The organism is Acinetobacter lwoffii, assembly GCF_019048525.1.
In the GTDB taxonomy this organism is placed as follows: domain Bacteria; phylum Pseudomonadota; class Gammaproteobacteria; order Pseudomonadales; family Moraxellaceae; genus Acinetobacter; species Acinetobacter lwoffii_K.
The window spans coordinates 2,866,513-2,890,196 of sequence record NZ_CP077369.1 but is presented as its reverse complement, the minus strand read 5'-3'; the positions used below and the strand labels follow the sequence as shown (position 1 = coordinate 2,890,196).

Genomic DNA, 23,684 nt, shown 5'->3' with positions numbered 1-23,684 from the left:
GATTATGATTAACCCCAAGGATTAGTCTGATCGATATCAATATTTTTAGTAAAATTATTGAGGAGTGAACCAAAATCAAATCCGGATGAAGAACCGCCACTGCCGATATTCTGAATTGTATCTTTAATGCCCGGCAGGATAGCAGACAGATCAATATTGGAATCAGTCGTACCCACACCTTGGACAAGATCACCGAGGTCAGGCAATTCAATCGAAGAGCCACTACCAACCAACTGACCAACACCTTCGGCAATACTGCCTAAGTCAAAGCCGTTTGAAGCAGAGGAAATACCTTCGATCATACCACCCAGATCCAGATCGCTACCGAGATTGAGATTGCCTAATAATCCACCTAAATCTATGCCATTTGAACCATTCGCAATCAGACCGCTCAGTAAGTCAGTGAAGCCACCGACATCAAAACCACCTGTTGCATTTCCGCCTACAAAGCCGCTAATTAAATCGGTAATAGCACCAAGATCAAAATCACCGCCTGCATTGCCACCGATTAAGCCACCCACCAGACCTGCAATTGCTCCAATATCTATATCACCTAAACCGTCAGAACCACCGATCAGACTACCGACCAATTCAGCAATTTGTGCGATATCAATTTCACCATTACCGCCAATCAGGTTGCCGACCAGACCTGAGATCGCACCGATATCAATATTGCTTGAACCGCCGATCAGGCCACCGACCAGTTGAGAAATTTTACCAATATCAATATTGCCCGTACTGCCGCCCAATAAGCCGCCTACCAGTTGAGAAATAGCCTCAAGATCCAGGCTGCTGCTATTGCTCCCCATTAAGCTCTTTAATAAGTTGGTGATCTGGGTAATATTAAAGCTACCGCCATTGGATTGGGTTAAGCTACTGATCAGGCTTTGAATATTTAAACTTGAGGCATTCGAACCAGAAAACTGAGTTAATAAATTGCTGAGATTTGTCGTACTCAGGCTGCTTCCAGAAAGGAGATTATTTAATAATGAGCTGACAGAAGGTTGAGTATTGGATCCGGTGAGATTGCCAATAAGATTGGTGAGGGTGCCTGATGTCGTTCCACCGAATAAGCCGCCCAATAAGCTCTTCGTTTGGGTTTCGACGGTTAAAACAGGACTCACTTTTGTTTTTATCAAGCTTAAAAGTTTAGAAGCCATGACCGTTCCTTGAGTAATATTTTTGAAATGCGCTATTTTTGTTTTTAAAGCGCCTTTGTTTTAATCTATTTCTATACACTTGTAAAAGATGGGCGGTTAAGTCGTGTAGGGGCTGAGAGGAATAGCCTATCTGTTGTCGTGTTTACCCAATTTAAATAATTTAAAAATAAAGATTTAATTAAAAATACCATTGGTCATATTTTTAATTAATGCGATTAACGGTCATTTAAACCCTCCTGAAAACCGTATTTATAAAATGAAATCCCATTTGGAAAAAAATTTCAGAATATGAAAATTTTGTGAAAAATAAATAAATATTGTATAACAGAGATGGCGCAAAATTTTCTGCATCTATTGATTATTGATATAAGAGTATAAAAATGGAACTGGATCGTTTCGATAAACATATTCTAGAAATATTGACCCATGAAGATGTCAATCTGAATGAACTGTCCGAGCGGGTGAATTTATCTGTCAGTTCGGTGCATCGCAGGATCAAACACTTAATCGATCATAATATTATCAGTGGCTTAAAACGTGAAATCAATTACCAGAAATTAGGTTTCAGCCTGCATGTGCTGTTACAGGTATCCTTAAGCAAACATGATAGCGATACTTTTGCTAAATTCCTGGAAGAACTGGAAAGTATTCCCGAAGTGATTAATGCCTTTTTGGTCACCGGTCAGTCTGCGGACTTTATTGTCGAAGTGGTGGCACGGGATATGGAAAATTATAGTGAAATCCTGCTTAAGCGGATTGGAAAAATTGAGCATGTGGTGGCACTGCATTCCAGCTTTGTCATTAAAGAATATAATGTCTTTAACTGTAGCGGATTACTCAATAAAGTTTAAGCAAAGGCGAGGGTGGTCGACAGCCATAAAAAAACGCACCCTAAGGTGCGTTTTTTGAATCAGTCATATTTAAGCATCAAGTTCTGCTAAAACAGCATCTGAGAATTCAACGTTGGTATATACGTTTTGTACATCATCCAGATCTTCAAGCATATCAATCATTTTCATGATTTTTTTTGCTTGATCGATGTCTGTGATTTCTGCTTTGGTTGAAGGGCTCATCACCACTTCAGCATTGTCAGATTTTAAACCTGCAGCAGTTAAAGCATCTTGAACATCACCGAAAGCTTCAGGTGTGGTAATGACCAGGATATCATCTTCAGTGACTTCGATGTCTTCAGCACCTGCTTCTAATGCCACTTCCATGATTTGATCTTCTAAAGACACATCTTCAAAAGTAATCTCACCACGTTTCGTGAACAAGAATGCTACCGAACCGTTGGTGCCTAAGTTACCATCAGTTTTAGAGAAGCAATGACGTACGTCAGGCACAGTACGGTTCAAGTTATCAGTCATGGTTTCAACAATAACTGCAACACCACCTACACCATAACCTTCGTAGGTCACTTCTTTCAGGTCGTCGTTATCTTCGCCACCAGCACCACGTTGAATGGCACGGTTGATCACATCACGTGTCATATTCACTGATAGTGCTTTTTCAACCACAGCACGTAGACGAGGGTTGCTTGCAGTATCTGGACCACCAAGCTTTGCAGCAGTGGTTAATTCACGAATGTATTTGGTAAAAACTTTACCACGACTCGCATCTTGTTTTGCTTTGCGATGCTTAATATTGGCCCACTTGGAATGACCCGCCATGCGAACTATGCTCCTTGTAGATTGGCTGTATGCCTATCAGAATGCCGAAATTCTACCATAAGCGTTTTTTTAAAAAAAAGTGCCTGGATTTGAGATTTCAGGATAAAAGCAAAAAAAGCGCTAAATTAAGAAAGAGTAGAAATAGGATGGAGCGTTTCTAATTTTATTTTTATACATTTATAGAGACGAATGAACAGGACATGAACAGCAGGATTGCTGTTCATGTCCGTGCTTTTCTTTTTAAAAAGCTTATTCTGGAATAACGATATCCAGACCAACCTTGTCTTTATACAGTTGCTTGATCAAAGCCAGGTCATGTGCAAGATCTGTCGGATAAATCTTGCCCAGAATGCCACCTTGCTTGGTTTTGGAATTGGCATATAACAACACGATCGGTACATTGGCAGCCTTGGCAATATGCCAGAAACCGGTACGGATCGGTTTGCGTGCTTCACCCTGTTTGGCTCGTGTCGCTTCGGGAGCAATGACCAGATTGAACTTTTCATTGTTCTGAAAATGTTCCACCATCTGGGTCACGATATCTTTACTGGCCTTGCGGTCAACCGGAATACCACCCACAGCGTTTAATAGCGGTTTGAAAGGTCCTTTAAATAATTCTTTTTTGATTAAGGTATGTACCTTGAGATCATAGATCTGGAACAGGGCAATTGACAGTACCGCATCCATCATTGAGGTATGTTCGAATCCAATAATGACCTGTTTGTCTTCAAGCACATCTGGTTCGACATGATATTGCCAACCTGCAAGTTTAAATGCAGATTCGCCAAGGAATTTGTTTAGCATAAGTACGGAGAAGTAAAAGCTGTATGTAGAGAACTGCATAATTTCATCTTGTTCGCCCATACAGTCAATAGGCTTTCCAATAAAATCAGCGAATAATGTAAAAATCTATGATTTATTCATCTTTTTAAGCTGCAAAATTAAGAGTTAATATATATAAATAAAATAATATTAATATCTTAAAAATATCAGTAGATACAAAAAAAGTCTTAAAATGATGAAAAAATGACTATCCAGAGCACACTTTAGTTATTAGACTTTTGTCGAAGAAGAAGACTGATACAGGTCTTTTCTATTTTCTTATTCTTTCTACTCTGAGATTGAAAAGTATGACGTACATGACAGCCTTCGTAGTCTCCCTATTGATTTTTGCGCTTATAATTGTATGGTCTTTGATCGAAATTAAGCAGGATTTACATAAAGACGAAGAAATGAAGTCTGAATTCTAGTCATTCTATCTTCTTTAGTTCTAGGCTATTCCTTTAACATTGCTGCCTGAGCAATAAAGAATTTTGATACCTTATAGATATACTAAGACCTTAAATCTATCAGTTTTACGCTTAGTAGACCGGATTAAATTCAAGATAAAGGCTCATTTATCTTAAATGATGCAGCATGTATCTCATTTTTCTATATGCCTCCTATACTGAAGTCTTAAGTAACTGAATTTTGACTAAGACAAGTCGCCCATGATTGCTGCCTAAATGTTCAAGCAGTTATAAAAGCACTTGTCTTTCCAAAAAATCTTAGCTAGTATTCATGACGCCTGAACTTATTGATAAATAAAGTTTTCAGCATATAGGGCCTATAGCTCAGTTGGTTAGAGCAGCGGACTCATAATCCGTTGGTCGACAGTTCAAGTCTGTCTGGGCCCACCAAATTTTATACTTATATAGCTTTATATAAGATCTAAACCCTTAATTCTAATAGAGTTAAGGGTTTTTTAATGCTTTACTTAAATGTATATAACTTCATATGGGAACACGTCCTGTGTATCCTTGTTTGTATCCTTTAAATAAAATATAACTCAGGGATACACCAAGGAAAAAATCTCTGGAGATTCCATAAGTTATGAAAACAAATGATGTAAAAAGTGATGTAAACGCTCATTCAAAAAATACACCTCAGAATGTAAATATAAGGCGTAAAAAAAGCGTTGAAGATATTTACAAAGCACTCAAGCCGAAAGCTAAAGAATATCGTCAACCCACAGACATTGCTGGATTGTATTGTCGAGTTCAGCCAAACGGTAAAAAGTCTTGGCAGTATCGCTATAAGAATGATCAAGGTAAATGGGCATGGATTGGTTTGGGTGCTTATCCAACAGTAAATTATGTACAGGCACGAGAAAAAGCAGAAGGTATGTTAAATGGCACGCTTGAAATAAAAACACAGGCTGAGATTAAAAAAATAAAGTTACAAGATAAAGATGCCTTATTTTCTACTTTAATGAATGAGTGGTTAGAACGTAAGAAATTAACGTGGAAAGCTGAAACCTATCGAAAAGAAAAACAGTCCATTGAGAAACATCTTTTATCAGTTTTTGGGGATCGGGAGTACGCTACAATTACTTCTAGAGAGTGGTTAAATCATTATACAGAAAAACAAATTAACGAAGGTATTTTTAACCGTATTGAAAAATTGATCTCATACTGCTATGGAGCCTATAGTTTAGCTAAATTTAAGAAAGATCTCTTATATAACCCTTTAGAAGGTATAAGAGATCATTTAGCTAAAGGGGAAACAGAGAGCATGAAGCATGTAAAAATTCATGAGTTACCTGAAATGATTTCTTTAATCAGAAATTCCTCTTCTCGACCCGTGGCGATCGGCTTAGAGCTTTTAATTCACATGTTCCCTCGACCAGGGGAGCTGAGACAGGCACGATGGGAACAATTTGATTTTGCTGAAGCTGTATGGATCCGACCGCCGAGTATGATGAAAAGAGGCATTGAGCATGGTATACCGCTATCTCAACATGTTATGAACCTTCTAATAGAGTTAAAAGAGATTTCTCCAGAAAGTGAATACTTATTTCCAAGCCGTGACAATATTAATAAACCGATTTCTAATCTGACATTTAATGCGGCATTAAACAGGCTGGGGTATCGAGGTAAGCAAAATCCCCATGGATTTAGGCATATTGCATCAACAAATTTGAATAAAAATTTTAGTTCTAAATCTCAGGTGATCGAGTCTGCGCTGTCTCACTTAAAAGGTGGCGTTAAAGGGGCATATGATAAAGAAGCACATCTAGAAGAACGCTACGAAATAATGGAGTGGTGGAGTAATTATATCGAGTCTTTACTTAAGCATTAACACAAAAACGTGATCACTTTTTTTGTGTTTTAGGACGGATGGGATTTGAATTATTTTTTTTTGATAGCATGGTTTCTCTATTATTAAACGAGGATCCTCAATTGGATCATTTTAGAGCACATACATCACATACTCGTCGTAGTATTGTACGTACTGTTAAAAATTTTGATGATTTAGATATACCAGTGGTTTGTCACAATATGAAGCCATTTCGCTTAAAATACAACCAAGTTTGTGAGTTGCTTAATGTAACACGAGATTGCTTACGTAAAATCATCGAAAATGATCTTTCATTTCCAAGACCATTGAAAGAATGTAGTACTCGTCAAGCAGCAGTATATTTTGATACAGCTGAAATTGAAGAGTGGTATAAAACTTACAAAGCTAAATGTAGGAGTGAATAATCACTATTTAAACAACCATCTAGGCAATACTAGATGATCAATTCCACATAGCAAACACACAATGTGTTTATATCCATTTCGGGGCTATGCAAAAAAAACCACTTTAAGTGGTTTTTTAATTTTCTAGTCTTCAGATTCTATATGCAGGGTCGACTCAGAGGTGGTCCCACTTGTTTGAACAACTAAAAGCGTATTTATAAGTGATATTCCGCTCTAGTTAAGCCACCTTGTTTTGTTGGGGTAGCTGATCATAGTAAAACTCATTTGGTGTCATTTTGTCTAGACTCGAATGAGGTCGTTTCAAATTATGGTGGTGTATCAAAAAGTATGCTAAAAAAAAGCAGGTTGAATTTTGATAAAATAGAGAAATGCAAATAACTCTAGAAATCAAATGTCCAACCTGCCTCAGTGACAGTATAAAGAAAAATGGCATCAAAGTAGATGGGAAACAAAACTACCAATGCAAAGACTGCAAACGTCAGTTTATTGGTGACCATGCTCTGAGCTATCTAGGATGTAATTCTGGCATTACTCGTAAAATATTACAGTTAATGGTCAGAGGCAGCGGTATACGAGATATCGCTGAAGTTGAGCGCATTAGTATCGGTAAAGTCTTACGGACTTTAACTGAATCGGCCTATCAAATTCAGCCTAAACAAAGTCATTATGAATCTCTCGAAGTAGATGAATTCTGGACTTTTGTTGGAAATAAAAATAATAAACAATGGCTTATTTACGCCTACCATCGAGAAACAGGTGAGATTGTTGCTTATGTTTGGGGTAAGAGAGATTCAGCTACAGTCCAAAGGTTGAAGACAAAGCTTAAACAATTAGGTATTCACTACACCCGAATTGCAAGTGATCATTGGGACAGTTTCATCACTGCTTTTAAAAACTGCAAGCAAAGTATTGGTAAGTTTTTTACTGTAGGAATTGAAGGTAATAATTGCAAAATAAGGCATCGAATAAGGCGTGGTTTTAGAAGAAGTTGTAATTTCTCCAAAAAGCTTGAAAACCATTTTAAAGCCTTCGACTTAACCTTCTTTTACATCAATAATGGCTTCATTTAATGTCAGCATACTTTTTAAAACACCACCCAAATTATAAAACTCAAAATATGCACTTAATTGCTTTTTCGCATCTGTGACACTGCTATAAGCTTTGAGATACACCTCTTCATATTTAACGCTCCGCCATAATCGTTCAACCATCACATTATCTACCCATCGACCTTTACCATCCATACTGATTTGAATGCCATTTGATTTCAATACATCAATAAATGCATCACTGGTGAACTGACTGCCTTGGTCTGTATTCAATATTTCAGGTGATCCATATTTTTCAATCGCTTCATTTAAAACCGAAATACAAAAATCCACATCCATACTAATCGATACCCTATGCGCAAGTACCTTGCGGCTATGCCAATCAATCACAGCACATAAATAAACAAAGCCTTTTGCCATAGGAATATACGTTATATCCGTAGACCACACTTGATTACTGCGCAGAATAGCCAACCCTTTGAGCAGATATGGATATTTACGGTGAGCTTGATTAGCCTGGCTTAAATTTGGTTTGCAATATAACGCCTGAATACCCATTTTCTTCATTAAAGTACGTGTATGACGTCGTCCTATATGATGCCCTTGACGATTCAACAAATCACGCATCATACGACTGCCTGCAAAAGGATATTGCATATGTAATTCATCAATACATCGCATCAGCTTCAGATCTGATGAGCTAACAGGTTTTGGGCGATAATAATAACAACCACGGGAGACTTTCAGCAGCTTAGCTTGCTTAGATACTGAAATCTGAAGTGAGTCGTCGATTAACTTTTGTGGTTGAAGCGGCCCAGTTTCTTCAACACACCTTCTAAAAAATCAATTTCTAATGCCTGCTCACCGATTTTTGCATGTAACTTTTTAAGATCAATGGGGGGTTCTGATGGAGCTTTTGATTGATCGAAAGCTTGCGAGGAAGCTGAGATCAATTGATTTTTCCAGTCAATAATTTGGTTTTGATGAACATCAAATTCAGCACTCAATTCAGCAAGTGTTTTTTCTGCTTTAATCGCAGCAAGTGCTACCTTAGCTTTAAAATCATTTGAATGATTTCTTCTTGGTCTACGTGCCATAAAATACTCCATATATTGATGTTTATAACATCATTTGAGGAGCAGAATATCACTTATAGGAGTTGTTCAAATTTACGGATCCATCTCTACTCTAGTTATGATCTAAAGAAACAATAAATTTCTCAATTATTCTTCGCTCAACCTCAGGTAATTTTTGCAGGGTGCTCACAAGGGGATCAACACCTAATGCACTCATATCTTTACTTCGTCCTAGGATGTAGTCTGCTGATATATTAAGTACGACAATGAGCTTATAAAAATTTTCTAAAGAAGGTTTACGTGAGCCCGACTCAAAATGCGCAATAGAGGTTACTGGTATTCCCGTTTTTTCAGCAAGTTCTTGCTGTGTCAGCTTTCGTATCTTTCTAACTTCTTTCAATCGAATCTTAAATTCATTCGAGTCTAATTCAAGTTTCATTATTACCGCCAAATAGACAATAAAAACTTGACGTTTTAGTCATGTTTTTATATAAATATAGACATAGTTTAGATGCTTACTTGTAAAACGAGAAGCAACTAAATCATTACTTGATAAAAATCTAAATCAATTGAAGGCCAAACGCTCATGATGAATTATTCTTCGAGTCGAATTTTGACATCGATGCATCCTAGTATTCGCCATCTCAATATTCGCAATGTAGCTAAAATTGTAGCCTCAAAAATTATTTGTAATACGCAATTACAGTTGCAATATAATCCTGACTTTTGTAGGCAACTGGGCGTATCAACTTATCTCAACACGCACATAGGATTAGCTTATTTCATTGATGATCGCTATTTTGACCATTATGGTTTACAACCGGAAAACTTAATAAATTTTTCAGATGTCTATGCTCAATTGTTGCATGACTTTTATGAGTTTTCAGGTTATCAGCCAGATCAGCTATGATCTAGGTTGCGACGGCGTACATAGGATCAGTAAAACCAACATGCAATAGCGTAAGACGGTTAGTGCCTTTCCATTGTTTTGTGATACTAGTTCAAGCTTAAAAGCATTACTTAAACTGCTGTTCATTCGGTAAGGTATTGATTTAATATGCATTTTTTCAATAAGCTTATCTTGTGAGATTTTAGGAGGTAGAGCGGTCTGCCAATATTTTGCTGGAAATAAAGAATAAATACCTGTCAAAAATCGATTTGCTAGTCTTACTTCAGCACTGTTAAAGATTAATCCCGCGTGTGAAATGTTAGCCTTCATTTCAAAAATAGCTAGTGCATTTAATATATGGATATCATTATAACTATGCTGGTTGAGCTGTTTAAAAAAATATTCTAAGACTATTTTTTCTTCCGTTGTTTCAATATGCGGAAGTATGCGTTGTGATTTATCAGCATCAATAATGAAGCGAGGCCGGTTCTTGCGATTTTTGAGTTGTTTGAGTCTAAGTATATTTTGTTGCCACAGTATGAGGGTCTCAATTGAAAAGTCATACTTTTGAGCAAGAAGCTCAGGTGTATAAGATTGATCTAATGCCTTGAGTATTTTTATGACTAGAGAAAATGGATAACTAGATTTACTGGTTCCATAGAAAAAATTGCTATCTTCTGCTTGAACTAAATCACCTTTAATCTTAGATGTGTTGATGTATTCATCAGGCATTGTTATAGGTTTTATTTTTATTGTTTGTACTATTTGTTCATCGTAATAGCTAAGTGCTATTTGCTGGTGTTTAGATGATTTTAAGCTTGGACAGATTTTTCGAATAACGGTTCGATCCAAACATGGGTCAAATTTTCTTAATTGATAACCTGCCATTATATAAGCTAGATGCAAATAGCTCCTAAAGGTTTCAGTAGGATCAATATGGCCCAATAAGTGGGCAAGTAGATACCAACAATTTTGAGGTGTTTGAGACGATAAGAGTTGACAACGAATCAAGTTGTAATGCCTAGGTGAATAGTCAGTGAAGACGTTTACAAACTCGTAGTCCATAGTCAAAATTATAGCTAGATTGTTCGTCGCACTATGTCGCAGTGAATGGAAGGTATAGCAATGATTTGGCAAAATTGAATCAAGTGTCTTTTGAAAAGGTGTGGTGACCATGTAGGGTCTAATACGTTCTGCACTATTCCACATCGTGAATAGGTATTGATTGGGGTTATAGGCTATACGGCGTGCCTTGCAGTATTTCTGAAATTGGAGATGCTCTTCTTCGCTAAGTAAAATTTGAACGTTGAGATTGCGCTCAGCACTATCCGTTTTAAGAAAATGCTGTTGATGCTTTGCACGATATGTACGTATCCAAATGGAACTTGCTTTGACACCTTCCACGTCCTTGATTCGCATGCCGAGTATTTCATTGATGCGCATGCCAGTACGAAAAGCTATCGTATATACGATACTCAGCATTTCTAAATCATGTGGGGTATAGCTTGAGTTTTTATATTGACTAAGCTGACTGAGTAGATGTTGAAAAGTTTTTCCTGAAATAATCTCAGCTTTGGGTGAGTGAATACGTAGTCCTTCAGTGCTGAGAGGGAACGATTCAGCGTTAAAGAGCATCTGTTGAAATTGATGGAATCGTTTTAAAAGATCGAATTTTTGTGATCTAGATTTACCTACGCCATTTAACATACGGCTATAAATCGTTTCTAAATGATCGTTGAGATTGAGCTCTTCTAGATAATCTGTACTGTGCAATAACCAAGTCTCTGCGAGTTTTGTGTAGTAGCTATATATTGAGCTATGACGAATTTTTTGCTGTTGAGCTATATGACGCGAGTACTTACTTTGATCGAGCTGATAAAGCTCGGCAATATATTCAATATCTTCTCGTGTAGGATGAAACAAGCTGTATAACCACAGCCCGAGCCTCTTCGCATTTTCTGGAAGATGAGCATGTTGGTTGAGTAAGCAATTTTTTAGATCTGTTACGGTCTGATCACTATTTCTAAAAAATTTTAAAATTTGTTTATGCAATGCAATCGATGAATCTAGAGAGTGATCTGTGCAGGATTTTTCTTCTTTTTCTGCGGGATTTAGCGTTTTAGGTAGAGGTTCTTCAGTTTGTTGTAAATCGAAATTGGATAACTGAGGTGTGAGATAGCGTTTAAAAACACTTGGACTTAAACCGCAGGTCTCAATCTCTTCTGATAAGCAAAGACTTAGTGCTGGGCTTAAATCAACCCTATCTAGTTGCATCCATGAATGACTAGCCATCTGTAAGAATTGTTTGAATTGTTTTGGATTAAACGGAAGTGCTAATGCATTAAAAATACAATTGATATAAGTGTAACAATCGTGTTGGATATCTATTGCTTGTGTTTTAAACCTAGTAATCCATAGCAGTGTTAGCCGATCGGGTACAAAATTTCTAGATTTTTTTAAGGGACGTTTAGGGTCATATAAATCACCATAATGTGGTGATTGTGGTTCTAGAAAGATCAGAGGGATTTGTATTCTTGAGATCTGATCAATCGAACCTTGTTGTTTTAAATGTTCTAGCAAAGCTGTTAGGCTCGAAAGATTAGAGATCCCACCATAGAGAATTGCGCAGATCAGTATATTTCCAATGCTTTCATCTATGGTAAAGTCATCCGCCGTATACCAATATCTTAAAAGTTTTTCTTTGATCTGTGAGATGTATTTAGTTTGTTCTAGCCAAGTCTCATTGAATAGTAACGGCGTACGTTGAATAGAAACGAGATGCTTGGTGGGTAAAGGTAAATCAGTATGATAGGCACGATTAGATTGAATAATACGTTTACGGAACTGCTGATAAAATGCCTTTTTTAGAGAAAAACTACATTTTAGTTGGTCTAAGTGTTGGTTAACTTGGTCATAGACAGTAGTTATGCTTTCTGACTGCTGTGCTTGATGTAATTGCTCGAACGACAGAAACTCATCTATGATCGCTTGAATTTGTATACGCTCTTTAATTCGCTTTTTGTCTCTGTTGTTCGCACGGCGTTCATGGGCATACTTTGTTTGTTTAGGCATGTTCATACATTCCATCGATACTGTAAAAATTTTGCATCTCGTTAAGGTAATCAGCGAGGGCTCTATATTGTTGAAGAGACAGACTTGAGAATTTTTGGCCGATTTCTTGTTGGTTTTGCTCATGCCCAAACGTGGCTAAAATTAAATTTTCATCTGCTTTTTCGGTGAGATATGCACGAGCTGTATGCCTAAGCCAATTTGCGTGGTTGATCTCCATAACACGAGTAAATGAGCTTATAAGATGAGGGCTAAGCGCTTGCCATTCTCCATGTTGATAAACACTCAGCAGAGGCTTTTTACTACTTAAAATTTCTTGAATGTGTGATTGATGCTCTGGATGAAGTTGTTGGAATTCACCTAAATAGCCAATAAATTGACGGACTTCTTGAACTGCAAAATCACATAATGGGATTAAGCGTCCATCTTCATTTCTTGTGTGAATTTCTTTGTCCGAAACCCAAAGCCATTTTTGTTTTAAATCAAAGTTTCGTAAGAACCCTGGGAATCCAATTACAGGTCGAGCAGCAGTGAATAGCAATAAAATGTGCCAAAGCCAAATATTGTAGTGATTGAACATCTCAAGCATTTGGTTTCTGTGTCGGGCTTGAATGATCTGATGTTGTAAGTAGGCAAATATAGCAGTCACTGTCGGGGCTTTGGGAGCTTTGCCGCTACCAAATCTTAATTGTTCATCATCAACGACATGAATTTCTTTTGCTAACGCATTTGAGAGTTGTTGTATTGTTGATTGATAACTTTGCTGTAAGCGGTAGATTGGATATGAGCAATATGAAATAGAAACCGATCGATTGGCATCAATACCCGTAAGTATGTCCGCGAGTTGCTCGTTCTTGGTATGTCTATAAATACAATGATGTAGTAAAACACTTATTTTTTTAGTTGATAAAGACGGAATAAACAGTTCGTGACGGCATTTTTTTAATGCTTGATTGACTTGCTCCTGGCTCACAACAGGAGATTTTTTTAGACCATCTACTAATTCTTTAATTAGTGGTAAGTCGAAGTAGGTCACTTGATTGAGTAACTGTTCTTTAAATTTAAAGTCAGTGTTCTCAAATAGCGTGAATTTTGAACGTAAAAAATATTGGTCGTTTTCTAAAATGAGCTTCTGTCGATTATTTAGGACACGGCGCTGATTTGTCTGTAACTCCAGCCATTGCTCAATCGGAACACCGCTTAAGAAACTGAGTAGAATAAAAAGATACGCTTTATTTTTTTCTGGATGATTCAAATAGACTTGATGGCAATGTTTTACAAGTAAGCTCAGGCTGTTGAAATCTGGATAATGCTTGCTACAGCTAAAATTATGTTGTTGTCTAATGATATGCTGTTGTGTCAGTTTACTCACTTGATGTTGCAAATAACTCGATTGGCTTGCTAAAGGCGATACCTGCGCTGTATTGAGTGAGTATTGCTGATTTGGCTGTTCATCCTGTAATTCCTCATAAAAGAGAGCAGGATGCTGTTTCTGAGGCATGTCATATGGACAGTGTAAAATGGCGTTGTGTTCATCCAAATAAATTGGCTCATCGATGTGCTTGGGTGGTGCTGAGTAATGTTTCTTGGGTTTAATGTGGTTCCGTTAATTAGACCACTCAATTCAGTTTTATAAGTGATAAATCCGCTCTAAATATTTAAATTATGCTGCCATTACTTTTAGTAAATGTTGATCATAAAATTCATCCGGTGTTGCCTTATTCAAACTTGAATGAGGACGTATCATGTTATAAAAATCCAAATATTCAGCAATTGATTGTTTCGCTTGTTTAACCGTATCGTAAGCCTTCAAATAGACTTCCTCATGCTTCACGCTGCGCCATAAACGCTCAATCATCACATTATCCATCCATCGTCCTTTCCCATCCATACTGATACGGATATTTCGCAATTTTAACTCATTCAAAAATGCCTCGCTTGTGAATTGACTGCCTTGGTCTGTATTAAACACCTCTGGACAACCATATTTCACAATTGCTTCTTGCAACGCATCTATGCAAAAGTCTGTTTCCATACTGATCGATACTCGATGAGCCAGTACTTTACGACTATGCCAATCTATAATTGCACACAGATAGACAAAGCCTTTAGCCATAGGAATGTACGTGATATCTGTACACCAGACTTGATTAGAGTGATCGATGACCATGTTTTTCAACAGATATGGGAAAATACGGTGTGCAAGATTAGGCTTACTGGTATTGGGTTTTGGATACAAGGCATGTATTCCCATCAAGCGCATTAAACGTCGGACTTTACGCCGACCTATTTGATGTCCTTGACGCTGTAGCATATCTCGTATCATTCGACTGCCCATAAATGGGTAGTCGAGATGAATTTCATCGATTAGACGCATCAAACTCAAATCAGTTGATGAAATCTCTTTGGGCTTGTAATACAACGTACTGCGATTGATTTGAATCAATTGCGATTGTTGTCGTACCGAAAGTTGATGGGTCTTATCGATCATTTTTTGCCGCTCAGCTGCCCTATTTTTCTGAGCGCACCTTCTAAAAAATCAATTTGCAATGCCTGATGTCCTATCTTGGCATGTAGAGCTTTGAGGTCAATCTCTGGTTCTTGTTGTGCTGTTGGTCGTGAAAAAATATTGACTGATTGCTCAAGCAGTTGATTTTTCCAATCGATGATTTGGTTTTGATGTAAATCGAATTGAGTAGAAAGTTCAGCGAGTGTGTGGTCGCCTTTAATTGCTGCGAGAGCAACTTTAACTTTAAACTCTGCTGAATGATTACGACGTTTTCTTCGTGTCATGGTTGACTCCAAAAACAAGCATTTCCCATGCTTATTGGGGAGTAGATTATCACTTATAGGCGTGGTCTAAAATCCTAGAACCACATCAGGTTTAAGTGCTAAGACATAATCATAGAATCGCCGTATATCAAGCAGTAATAGATACTGAAAACGATTGAGTTTAGAGTCGTTTTCTAATTCCCGTAAACTCTTCACGAAGTCAGCCAAGGTAATCTCATGGCTAGGCAATTGCTCCCATAACCACAAATATTCCTGCTGATACCGATTCAATTGTTTGCCTTGTTGCGATGCGGCATAAGCTTCGTTTGCTAATCTAAATCGATTAAACACTCTAATAATGGTGGTTTGGTGATCCTTTTCAGTCGGATTCGGAATTGCTTTAAGAATACATGCTGCATGTAAATTATGCACAGCCCATCGTTGTATAACAGGATATTCATGCTGATCTACTGAATAGAGATAGGCACAGATCGGATGTTTAGACACACTTGGGGGGAGAGGTAGTTTTGTTGGGAGTTCAAACTTAGAGTCTGCATCGAAGCTGACTGTTGTTTTCAATAAGGGTTTTAATTCAGGGATTAAGACTGTAGGTTTTAAGTGCTGTGCGATAGCATTTTGATAGTCCTGATCAAAAAATTCATGATCTAGCATTCGCTCAATGATGTTTTCAATTTTCATGGTCTAAACTCCAAAATTGTGATGCGCATGGTTGTACGCTCGTGAGTGCTTTACATTTATTTTTGAGTGCTTGAATTCGTAGGTCGTGAGTGCCGTTGATTTGCTTCTGGCGATAAAGTAGCTGATTACGACTGCAATCGATTAACTTAGCGAGTAGGTCTCGAGAAAGACTGCATCTGGGTTTGTCATAAAGCTTTTGATTCACATCGTAAATTGCTTGTTTCGATAGAGACTGATTTAAGTTATGAAGTAGCTTATCGGGATTAAGAGCCTGTGGATTGATCTTGAGCTCAGTCATCAACTTAAAGAGTGTGTTGCTGAGTTGATATTGAACCTGAATGAGGTCTACATCAGCTTCTACAATGCTTCGAGCTTTGATTCGAATATTTTGTTGTTGTGCTATATAAACAAGAAGAAAGTTATCTGTTGCGAATAACTCAGCTGGAGCAGGTGCAGTAGCAGATATTAGGCTCACGTCATGTTGAAAGTGTGTTGGCAGTTGCGAGGCATTTAAAATCTGAGCGTAGCTTTGGTAAATTTTGAACAGAGGCGGGTAAGGACGGATCATGACCTCCTTTGTATAAAACGGTCTTTTATTGGCTAGCTGAGAATTTGCTTTTGTAGGCTTCATTTATTCGCCCTCCTGATTTTTTTAACTTAGATCAAGAAGTACAAAAAACTTTTAATTTTTATAAAAAGATCAAGAAAGTGGTTATAAATGTGGGCGGTTTTTGATGAATTTGAGAGGCTCAAAGCGGGTGGGAAATAGGGTGTATTTGGAATTTTTATTTTAAGTTATTGATTTTATTTGATGTGAATGTGGCTGGTTTCTTCGTGTTTTGTATTATCTCTGTGGTAGTTTAAATATGGCCCAAGGTATTGATGATGCTTTAGTAGAAATTTTAGGTGCTAAACAAATTAATGCCTTACGTAAGGCCGGTCACTACCGACGAGATGTGTATTAATGCTTAGCTAGATTGGCATAAATTCTATTTCTACAATCCTCCATCGATGGGGGGATTTTTTTATGGCCATCTGAATAATTATCGGCAATCACATATTTTTTAATAATTAAGATGTCTTGCACGAAGCAAATTTCAAAATAATTAGATAGACACGGCAAAAATAAAACGCTTGGCAAAATAAGATTGGCATGAATAGTGCATTATTTTAATGCAAATCATTCATTTAATGCTGAATTTAGCATCAATTTAGTTCACGAATCACGATAAAAGAAATTGAGATTGGGTATTTATGAAAATCTATACGGAAAGACTTGAGGGTAATGTCGTACAAGAAAATGTTGAGATAGTTGAACTGACATTTGATACACGACAAAAGAGCCGTTTTCGTGCAACTTTAGCTAACGGGCACGATATTGGTGCAGATTTACCCCGTACCGGCATTTTAAGGCACGGTTCATATATCGCAACTCAAGAGGGTGATGTACTGCGTGTCGATGCCAAAGCAGAAAAACTCATGAAAGTAGAAGCACCAAGCAGCTTTGATTTATTAAAAGCAGCGTATCACTTAGGTAATCGTCACGTCCCTTTAATGCTCACACCAACGGCGCTGTATTTTGAGCCAGATCATGTATTGGCTGAAATGATAATTGGACTTGGTTTAACGGTATATGAAACCATGCATCCATTTGAGCCTGAAAGCGGTGCTTATGCACAGCATCAGCATGATCACAGATTAAGCCCAATTAAGGCTTTGCATCATGTTCACACCTAATGCTTCACAGCTTTTAAGTCTGTTGACTTTGTCCTCAACGGCACTACCAATTGGGGCGTACTGTTATTCTCAAGGGGTAGAAAGTGCGATTGATCAGAGCTTAATTTTTGATGAAACCTCGAGCATTACTTATTTTGAAGAAGTGCTTGAAATGCTTTTGGTACGGTTTGAGCTGCCCGTTTTGAAACGCCTAATAATATCTTTTGATCAGCCTGAGCAGTTTGAATACTGGGCGCAGTTATATAGAGCAAGTCGAGAAAGCAAAGAGTTATTGGCTGAATCACAGCAATTGGCATTTTCATTAAATGCGTGGATTCGTGATGTGCTGAAAAAGCCTGTGAAATTAAAAAAGCAGATCGGTTTCGTACCCATCTATGCGCATCTTTGTGGGCAACTCGAACTTGATGTTGCAGAGGTTTTGACTGCTTATACCTTTACCGTACTTGAAAATCAGGTGTTGGCTGCCGTGAAAACTGTACCACTTGGACAGATGAGTGGACAACGGATTTTATGGCATGTTCATGGGCTGATTCCAGAGGCAATTGAACGTGCTTTAGCACTGCAAGATGCTGAACTCAGTAGCGCCTTACCTAATTACGCCATGCTCAGTATGGCACACGAAACACAATATTCACGATTATTTAGATCTTAAAAATAAAGGACATTTCACATGACAGAACGTAGCCCATTACGCGTAGGTATTGGCGGTCCAGTTGGTTCAGGTAAAACAGCGCTTACTTTAAATTTATGTCAGGCACTGCGTGAAAAATACAATATGGCGGTGGTGACCAATGATATTTATACCAAAGAAGATTCCAACTTTTTAACACGCCATGAAGCTATGTCACCTGAGCGTATTGTTGGTGTAGAAACAGGTGGTTGCCCGCATACCGCAATTCGTGAGGACGCCTCCATTAACCTAGCGGCTATTGATGACCTGTGCGAAAAATTTGATGGCCTTGAACTGATCATTATTGAAAGTGGCGGTGATAATTTGGCAGCAACATTTAGCCCGGAACTTTCAGATTTAACCCTGTATGTAATTGATGTGGCGGGTGGGGAGAAAATTCCGCGTAAAGGTGGCCCCGGTATTACCAAATCTGATTTGTTAATCATAAACAAAACCGACCTTGCACCAATGGTTGGAGCAAATTTAGATGTGATGGATCAAGACGCGAAACGTATGCGCGGTGAAAAACCTTTTCTATTTTCCAATATGAAAACTAAAGATGGCTTAAATGACATCATCAGCTTTATTGAGAAACAAGGTTTGTTTAAAGCATAAGGGGCATCCACTATGAAGTTATTATTGCAAAGAATTACCTTCACATCGTTGGCATTCTTTCCCTTGGTAGCAATGGCGCATCCAGGCCATGAGCATAGCCATAATAGTTTTATCAGCGGTTTTGTGCATCCATTTACAGGGCTTGATCATCTAATGATGGCGTTAGCATTTGGCGTATTGATTTGGACTGCACACCAGCGCTGGAAATGGGCCGGATTATTCGGTTTATCTGCCGCAATGATTGTCGGTTTTATGATCGGTGCACAATTCAACTTAGCAACAGCAATTGCTGAAAACGGCATTATTGCGTCGTTAATTGTATTGGCTGTTGCTCTTTGGACCAAAACCAATAAAGCCGTTCCTTTTATTGCTGCACTTTTGGCCGGTTTTCATGGCATCGCACATGGTACGGAACTTGGCCAAAGCGGTCAGGCAGTTTTACTGGTCGTTGGTATGGTTACAGCGATGGCATCTATATACGTATTCGGTTTGCTCGTCGGCGCATTTATTCAAAAATATGTGCCTTATGGTAAGCAAATGATTGGTGCTTTGACAGCTATTGTTGCTGTAATTGGTTTAGCTTGATGCCTCATTCATCTCAAATAATAGGGAGATGCAAATGAATGATCTGGTATTAAGCGAAACAAAATTTATATCGACACAACAGCAGCATAACAGCCAACTGTGGTATGCCTGTTTGGAACTTGGTTTTGCCTATCAAGTACAGTCAAATCGAACCGTATTACAGCATCGCAAGCATCATGGGCCTGTACGCGTTCAGAAGATGTTGTGGCCTGAAAAAACTGGTATTTGCCATGCAATTATTGTGCATCCACCAGCAGGAATTGCTGGCGGAGACCATCTGACTTTTGATATGAAAGTTGAGGCGAATGCGCATGCGTTAGTTACCACGCCCGGTGCAGGAAAATGGTACAAAACCAATGGCAAGCAAGCCTATCAGCATATTCATATACATGTCGCAGCACAGGCGACATTTGAATGGTTACCGCAAGAAACCATGCTTTTTGATGGTGCCAATGCAGACTCTGAAACACATATTCATCTAGATGAAATGGCCAGTTTTATTGGGTGGGATATGTTGGTCATCGGTCGACAAGCACGTGGTGAAATTTTTCAGCAAGGGCAATACCAAAGCAAATTTAGGCTGTATCGTGCAGACAAATTATTGGTTGCAGATAGTTTAAATTTTAAGGGGCAGGATCGGTGGCTTACATCCTGTTTAGGTATGAATGGACATGCTGTGATGGGAAGTTTCTGGGCAGTAGCACCATCGCGTTTAAGGCAAACAACATTACTGGCTGAACATATCGAATTAATCCGTGAATTGATTATGCGGATGAATCTAGCGGTGACTTTAACCCTGTTAGATGATGTGATTTGTGCACGTTATTTAGGCGATGATGTACGTGAATGCCATGATGCTTTTGCAGCAGTCCGTGCCCGTTTAAGACGCTATTGGTATGACCTAGCAGAAGAATTCCCACGGATTTGGCGCACTTAAGTTTTGCCATCATTGGAAAGTAGATAGGTCTAGCAAGATTAATAGATTAAGTGTTCATTTTACCTTTGGGTTAGGACACTAAAAATCAAAACGTGCGAGAGCGAAAGAAGAATTTGCACGCATTTTGCATTCTACATTTTAGAAGATTAGGAAATTGTTATGGAACTTAATCCAACTGAAAAAGATAAATTATTAATTTTTACCGCAGGCCTTGTTGCTGAGCGTCGTAAAGCGCGTGGATTAAAATTGAATTATCCAGAATCAATTGCATTTATTTCAGCAGCACTGCTTGAGGGCGCACGCGATGGCATGTCCGTGAGCGAGTTAATGCATTACGGCACAACCTTGTTAAGTCGTGAAGATGTCATGGATGGTGTCGCGGAAATGATTGCAGAAGTGCAGGTCGAAGCTACTTTTCCAGATGGTTCAAAGTTAGTCACAGTTCATCAACCCATTGTCTAATAAAAATAAGGAGTAAGCCATGATTCCTGGTGAAATTATTACGCCTGATTCAGACATTGAAATGAATGTCGGACGAGAAACACTGAAAATGCGTGTTGCTAATGCAGGCGATCGACCAATTCAAGTCGGTTCTCATTTTCACTTTGCTGAAGCCAATGATGCTTTGCAATTTAATCGAGAGCAAGCTAGAGGCTATCGACTCAACATCGCTGCTGGAACAGCAGTTCGTTTTGAACCGGGCCAAAGTCGAGATATCGAATTGGTTGCACTTGCAGGTAAACGTGAGGTGTATGGGTTTGCAGGGCGTGTTATGGGTAAATTGGATTAACTATTTTTATGCTCAAGTGTCTTGTTGAACAATTAAATTATTGTTAGTAATAAGTTCAATAAGTACATGAAAAAGCATAAGAGAATTAAATGTTAATAATGAAAATACGCCCAGCAACTGTTGATGATGTTGAAGCCATCGCTGCTGTTATTGAACCTTTTGTCGATTATGTTGTCATGACTGAAGAAGGACGTGAACGCTTTAAACCTGATATGTTGAAAAACATCTTCCAACAACCACTTATTCATTATTTTGTGGCAGAAATTAATGAAGAAATCGTTGGGAATTTGGCGTATATCGCTCCATCTCATGTCATGCATTATTTCTTAAAAGCTGAATATCACGGTCAAGGTTATGGTCGACAAATGTGGGACTTTTTAGAGCAAGAAATACTTAAAAATGATCCCGATATAATCACAATAAATTCAAGTCATTATGCACTCGATATTTATAAAAAATATGGATTTGAAGTGGTCGGTGCGCTAACGGAGAAATGGGGTATTCAATTTATTCCGATGCAAAAGCTGCTAAAGCCAAAAAATCTAGAATAGGAAATATATTAATGAAAATGTCTCGCCGTGCTTATGCGGAAATGTTTGGCCCTACAGTAGGTGATAGAGTTCGCTTAGCTGATACAGAATTGTTTATTCAAGTTGAACAAGACCTCACGACTTATGGTGAAGAAGTTAAATTTGGCGGTGGCAAGGTCATTCGCGATGGTATGGGACAGTCACAATTATTGTCTGATGAGGTCGCTGATACCGTCATTACCAATGCTTTAATTGTCGATTGGTGGGGTATTGTCAAAGCCGATGTTGGACTTAAAAATGGTCGTATCTGGAAAATAGGTAAAGCAGGTAACCCTGATATTCAACCTGACATTACAATTCCTTTAGGTGCAGCAACTGAAGTCATCGCAGGTGAAGGACAAATCTTAACGGCGGGAGGGATAGATACTCACATTCATTGGATTTGCCCACAACAAGTTGAAACAGCACTAATGTCAGGCACAACTACAATGATTGGTGGTGGTACAGGCCCCGCCGCAGGAACATCTGCAACCACAGTAACTCCAGGCCCATGGCATATTGCGACCATGCTACAAGCTATTGATGATTTACCTATGAATATTGGTCTGTTAGGTAAAGGCAACTTGAGTCAGCCAGAACCAATCGCTGAACAAATCAAAGCCGGTGTGGTGGGTTTAAAATTACATGAAGACTGGGGATCGACGCCAGCCGCGATTGATAACTGTCTAAGTGTGGCGGATCAATACGATGTACAAGTTGCCATTCACACAGACACACTAAATGAAAGTGGCTTTCTAGAAGAAACCTTAGCAGCATTTAATAACCGGACCATCCACACTTACCATACTGAGGGTGCGGGCGGTGGTCACGCACCAGATATTTTAAAAGCAATTGGTCAACCCAATGTTTTACCATCTTCAACCAATCCCACACGTCCATATACCGTCAATACCATTGATGAACATTTAGATATGTTGATGGTTTGCCACCATTTAGACCCTGCAATTTCTGAAGATGTTGCTTTTGCTGAAAGTCGGATTCGCCGTGAAACTATTGCTGCAGAAGATATCTTGCAGGATATGGGCGCAATTGCCATGATGTCTTCCGACTCGCAAGCGATGGGGCGTGTGGGTGAAGTAATATTACGTACTTGGCAGACAGCACATAAAATGAAAGTGCAACGCGGCCCACTCGAAGGTGATAATCAAAATCACGATAACAATCGTGTGAAGCGCTATATTGCTAAATATACGATTAATCCTGCCATTACCCATGGATTAAGCCATGAAGTTGGTTCGATTGAAGTGGGTAAATTAGCCGATATTGTTTTATGGAAGCCTGCATTTTTTGGTGTTAAGCCCTCGATGATTATTAAAGGCGGAATGATTGCAGCTGCGCCGATGGGTGATATTAATGCTTCAATTCCAACGCCACAGCCTGTGCATTATCGTCCGATGTTTGGCGCTTACCCTCGTGGCGTACATAACACCTGCATTACCTTTTTATCGCAAGTGGCAATAGAGCAAGGCGTACATGAACAATTGGCTTTAAAGAAGTTGATTAGTCCTTGTAAAGCCACGCGTAATATCTCGAAAGCAGATATGAAGTTAAATACTTATTGTCCTGTAATGGAGGTTGACCCTGAGATTTATGAAGTACGTGCAGATGGTGTGCATTTGACTTGTGAGCCTGCGGAAGTGTTACCAATGGCGCAGCGTTACTTCTTATTTTAATCATTTCCAAAACACTATTTCACAAAGCCTTTCTGAATATGAAAGGCTTCTCTTTTTTAAATTTTAGTATTTTTGAAAAGTAAATAATCTTTAAAATATGAAAATACGACTACCTCTATAAGGGCTAACAATCCAAAAAATGTAAAATTTAATAATTTATGATTATACCCATCTACCAA

The 23,684-nt window shown here is 38.5% G+C and carries 24 protein-coding genes and 1 tRNA gene; 15 read left to right on the top strand and 10 right to left on the bottom strand.

Annotation, left to right across the window (positions count from 1 at the left end):
• Positions 1-8: 8 nt before the first annotated feature.
• The gene (locus I6L24_RS13590; RefSeq protein WP_216986186.1) at positions 9-1,160 is read right to left on the bottom strand and encodes a hypothetical protein; all 1,152 of its coding nucleotides are present in this window, start codon (positions 1,158-1,160) and stop codon (positions 9-11) included.
• Between the two features lie 380 nt (positions 1,161-1,540).
• Here I6L24_RS13590 and I6L24_RS13585 point away from each other — a divergent pair, with 380 nt between their 5' ends.
• Complete coding sequence (locus tag I6L24_RS13585) at positions 1,541-2,011, top strand: Lrp/AsnC family transcriptional regulator (RefSeq protein ID WP_004645518.1); 471 nt, start codon at positions 1,541-1,543, stop codon at positions 2,009-2,011.
• Positions 2,012-2,080: 69 nt separating this feature from the next.
• Here I6L24_RS13585 and I6L24_RS13580 read toward each other — a convergent pair whose 3' ends face one another.
• Positions 2,081-2,830, bottom strand: a complete 750-nt coding sequence (locus tag I6L24_RS13580; protein WP_004278933.1) for a YebC/PmpR family DNA-binding transcriptional regulator — start codon at positions 2,828-2,830, stop codon at positions 2,081-2,083.
• Positions 2,831-3,079: 249 nt separating this feature from the next.
• Complete coding sequence (locus tag I6L24_RS13575; RefSeq protein ID WP_004278932.1) at positions 3,080-3,634, bottom strand: 1-acyl-sn-glycerol-3-phosphate acyltransferase; 555 nt, start codon at positions 3,632-3,634, stop codon at positions 3,080-3,082.
• 798 nt (positions 3,635-4,432) lie between these two features.
• On the opposite strand from I6L24_RS13575, the gene I6L24_RS13570 reads away from it, so the two are divergent.
• The 4 genes from I6L24_RS13570 to I6L24_RS13555 all read left to right on the top strand — a co-directional run bounded on the left by I6L24_RS13570 (position 4,433) and on the right by I6L24_RS13555 (position 7,424).
• A tRNA-Ile gene (locus I6L24_RS13570) sits at positions 4,433-4,509 on the top strand.
• 193 nt (positions 4,510-4,702) lie between these two features.
• Positions 4,703-5,950 carry a tyrosine-type recombinase/integrase gene (locus I6L24_RS13565; protein ID WP_005265732.1) on the top strand — a complete coding sequence of 416 codons (1,248 nt, stop codon included), beginning with the start codon at positions 4,703-4,705 and terminating at the stop codon, positions 5,948-5,950.
• 38 nt (positions 5,951-5,988) lie between these two features.
• Complete coding sequence (locus I6L24_RS13560; RefSeq protein WP_005265731.1) at positions 5,989-6,354, top strand: helix-turn-helix transcriptional regulator; 366 nt, start codon at positions 5,989-5,991, stop codon at positions 6,352-6,354.
• A gap of 368 nt (positions 6,355-6,722) precedes the next feature.
• A complete protein-coding gene (locus I6L24_RS13555) occupies positions 6,723-7,424 on the top strand; it encodes an IS1 family transposase (RefSeq protein ID WP_155861707.1) in 702 nt (233 codons plus the stop codon).
• Here the strand turns inward: I6L24_RS13555 and I6L24_RS13550 are convergent.
• Both I6L24_RS13550 and I6L24_RS13545 read right to left on the bottom strand, forming a co-directional pair.
• A protein-coding gene (locus tag I6L24_RS13550; RefSeq protein ID WP_228733328.1) for an IS3 family transposase occupies positions 7,389-8,512 on the bottom strand; the annotation gives its coding sequence in 2 pieces (ribosomal slippage) (positions 7,389-8,248 and positions 8,248-8,512; 1,125 coding nt in all). The two genes, I6L24_RS13555 and I6L24_RS13550, sit on opposite strands and share 36 nt — an antisense overlap.
• A 79-nt stretch (positions 8,513-8,591) precedes the next feature.
• The gene (locus I6L24_RS13545) at positions 8,592-8,918 is read right to left on the bottom strand and encodes a helix-turn-helix domain-containing protein (RefSeq protein ID WP_216986184.1); all 327 of its coding nucleotides are present in this window, start codon (positions 8,916-8,918) and stop codon (positions 8,592-8,594) included.
• Positions 8,919-9,065: 147 nt separating this feature from the next.
• Here I6L24_RS13545 and I6L24_RS13540 point away from each other — a divergent pair, with 147 nt between their 5' ends.
• Positions 9,066-9,389 (top strand): hypothetical protein, encoded by a 324-nt coding sequence (locus tag I6L24_RS13540; RefSeq protein ID WP_114837261.1) that lies wholly within the window; start codon positions 9,066-9,068, stop codon positions 9,387-9,389.
• On the opposite strand, the gene I6L24_RS13535 is transcribed toward I6L24_RS13540, so the two are convergent.
• From I6L24_RS13535 to I6L24_RS13515, 5 genes are all read right to left on the bottom strand, one after another.
• A complete protein-coding gene (locus tag I6L24_RS13535) occupies positions 9,384-12,440 on the bottom strand; it encodes a site-specific integrase (RefSeq protein WP_216986183.1) in 3,057 nt (1,018 codons plus the stop codon). The two genes, I6L24_RS13540 and I6L24_RS13535, sit on opposite strands and share 6 nt — an antisense overlap.
• The gene (locus I6L24_RS13530; protein ID WP_228733327.1) at positions 12,433-13,977 is read right to left on the bottom strand and encodes a hypothetical protein; all 1,545 of its coding nucleotides are present in this window, start codon (positions 13,975-13,977) and stop codon (positions 12,433-12,435) included. The genes I6L24_RS13535 and I6L24_RS13530 overlap by 8 nt, the downstream gene beginning before the upstream one ends.
• A gap of 123 nt (positions 13,978-14,100) precedes the next feature.
• Positions 14,101-15,230, bottom strand: a protein-coding gene (locus tag I6L24_RS13525; protein ID WP_155857500.1) for an IS3-like element ISAcsp5 family transposase whose coding sequence is annotated in 2 segments (ribosomal slippage) — positions 14,101-14,978 and positions 14,978-15,230 — 1,131 coding nt in all. Because the reading frame shifts where the segments join, the coding sequence is not laid out codon by codon here.
• Between the two features lie 66 nt (positions 15,231-15,296).
• A complete protein-coding gene (locus I6L24_RS13520; RefSeq protein ID WP_228733326.1) occupies positions 15,297-15,908 on the bottom strand; it encodes a hypothetical protein in 612 nt (203 codons plus the stop codon).
• Positions 15,898-16,539, bottom strand: a complete 642-nt coding sequence (locus I6L24_RS13515; RefSeq protein ID WP_005265722.1) for a hypothetical protein — start codon at positions 16,537-16,539, stop codon at positions 15,898-15,900. Before I6L24_RS13515 ends, I6L24_RS13520 begins: the two co-directional genes overlap by 11 nt.
• 623 nt (positions 16,540-17,162) lie before the next feature.
• On the opposite strand from I6L24_RS13515, the gene ureE reads away from it, so the two are divergent.
• The 9 genes from ureE (at position 17,163) to ureC (ending at position 23,505) form a co-directional block, all read left to right on the top strand.
• Positions 17,163-17,645: an urease accessory protein UreE gene (ureE, locus tag I6L24_RS13510; protein WP_005090807.1), complete on the top strand. Its 483-nt coding sequence runs from the start codon at positions 17,163-17,165 to the stop codon at positions 17,643-17,645.
• The gene (locus I6L24_RS13505) at positions 17,632-18,297 is read left to right on the top strand and encodes an urease accessory protein UreF (RefSeq protein WP_004778087.1); all 666 of its coding nucleotides are present in this window, start codon (positions 17,632-17,634) and stop codon (positions 18,295-18,297) included. The genes ureE and I6L24_RS13505 overlap by 14 nt, the downstream gene beginning before the upstream one ends.
• An 18-nt stretch (positions 18,298-18,315) precedes the next feature.
• Positions 18,316-18,930 carry an urease accessory protein UreG gene (gene ureG / locus I6L24_RS13500; protein WP_004778085.1) on the top strand — a complete coding sequence of 205 codons (615 nt, stop codon included), beginning with the start codon at positions 18,316-18,318 and terminating at the stop codon, positions 18,928-18,930.
• Between the two features lie 12 nt (positions 18,931-18,942).
• Complete coding sequence (locus tag I6L24_RS13495; protein ID WP_004778083.1) at positions 18,943-19,515, top strand: HupE/UreJ family protein; 573 nt, start codon at positions 18,943-18,945, stop codon at positions 19,513-19,515.
• Between the two features lie 34 nt (positions 19,516-19,549).
• Positions 19,550-20,452, top strand: a complete 903-nt coding sequence (locus tag I6L24_RS13490; protein WP_004778080.1) for an urease accessory protein UreD — start codon at positions 19,550-19,552, stop codon at positions 20,450-20,452.
• A gap of 159 nt (positions 20,453-20,611) precedes the next feature.
• A complete protein-coding gene (ureA, locus tag I6L24_RS13485) occupies positions 20,612-20,914 on the top strand; it encodes an urease subunit gamma (RefSeq protein WP_004778079.1) in 303 nt (100 codons plus the stop codon).
• A 19-nt stretch (positions 20,915-20,933) separates the two neighbouring features.
• Positions 20,934-21,242, top strand: coding sequence for an urease subunit beta (locus tag I6L24_RS13480; protein WP_004778077.1), 309 nt, complete (start codon positions 20,934-20,936; stop codon positions 21,240-21,242).
• An 89-nt stretch (positions 21,243-21,331) separates the two neighbouring features.
• Positions 21,332-21,793, top strand: coding sequence for a GNAT family N-acetyltransferase (locus I6L24_RS13475; protein WP_108563965.1), 462 nt, complete (start codon positions 21,332-21,334; stop codon positions 21,791-21,793).
• A gap of 11 nt (positions 21,794-21,804) precedes the next feature.
• Positions 21,805-23,505: an urease subunit alpha gene (gene ureC, locus I6L24_RS13470; protein WP_004778074.1), complete on the top strand. Its 1,701-nt coding sequence runs from the start codon at positions 21,805-21,807 to the stop codon at positions 23,503-23,505.
• Positions 23,506-23,684: the final 179 nt, after the last annotated feature.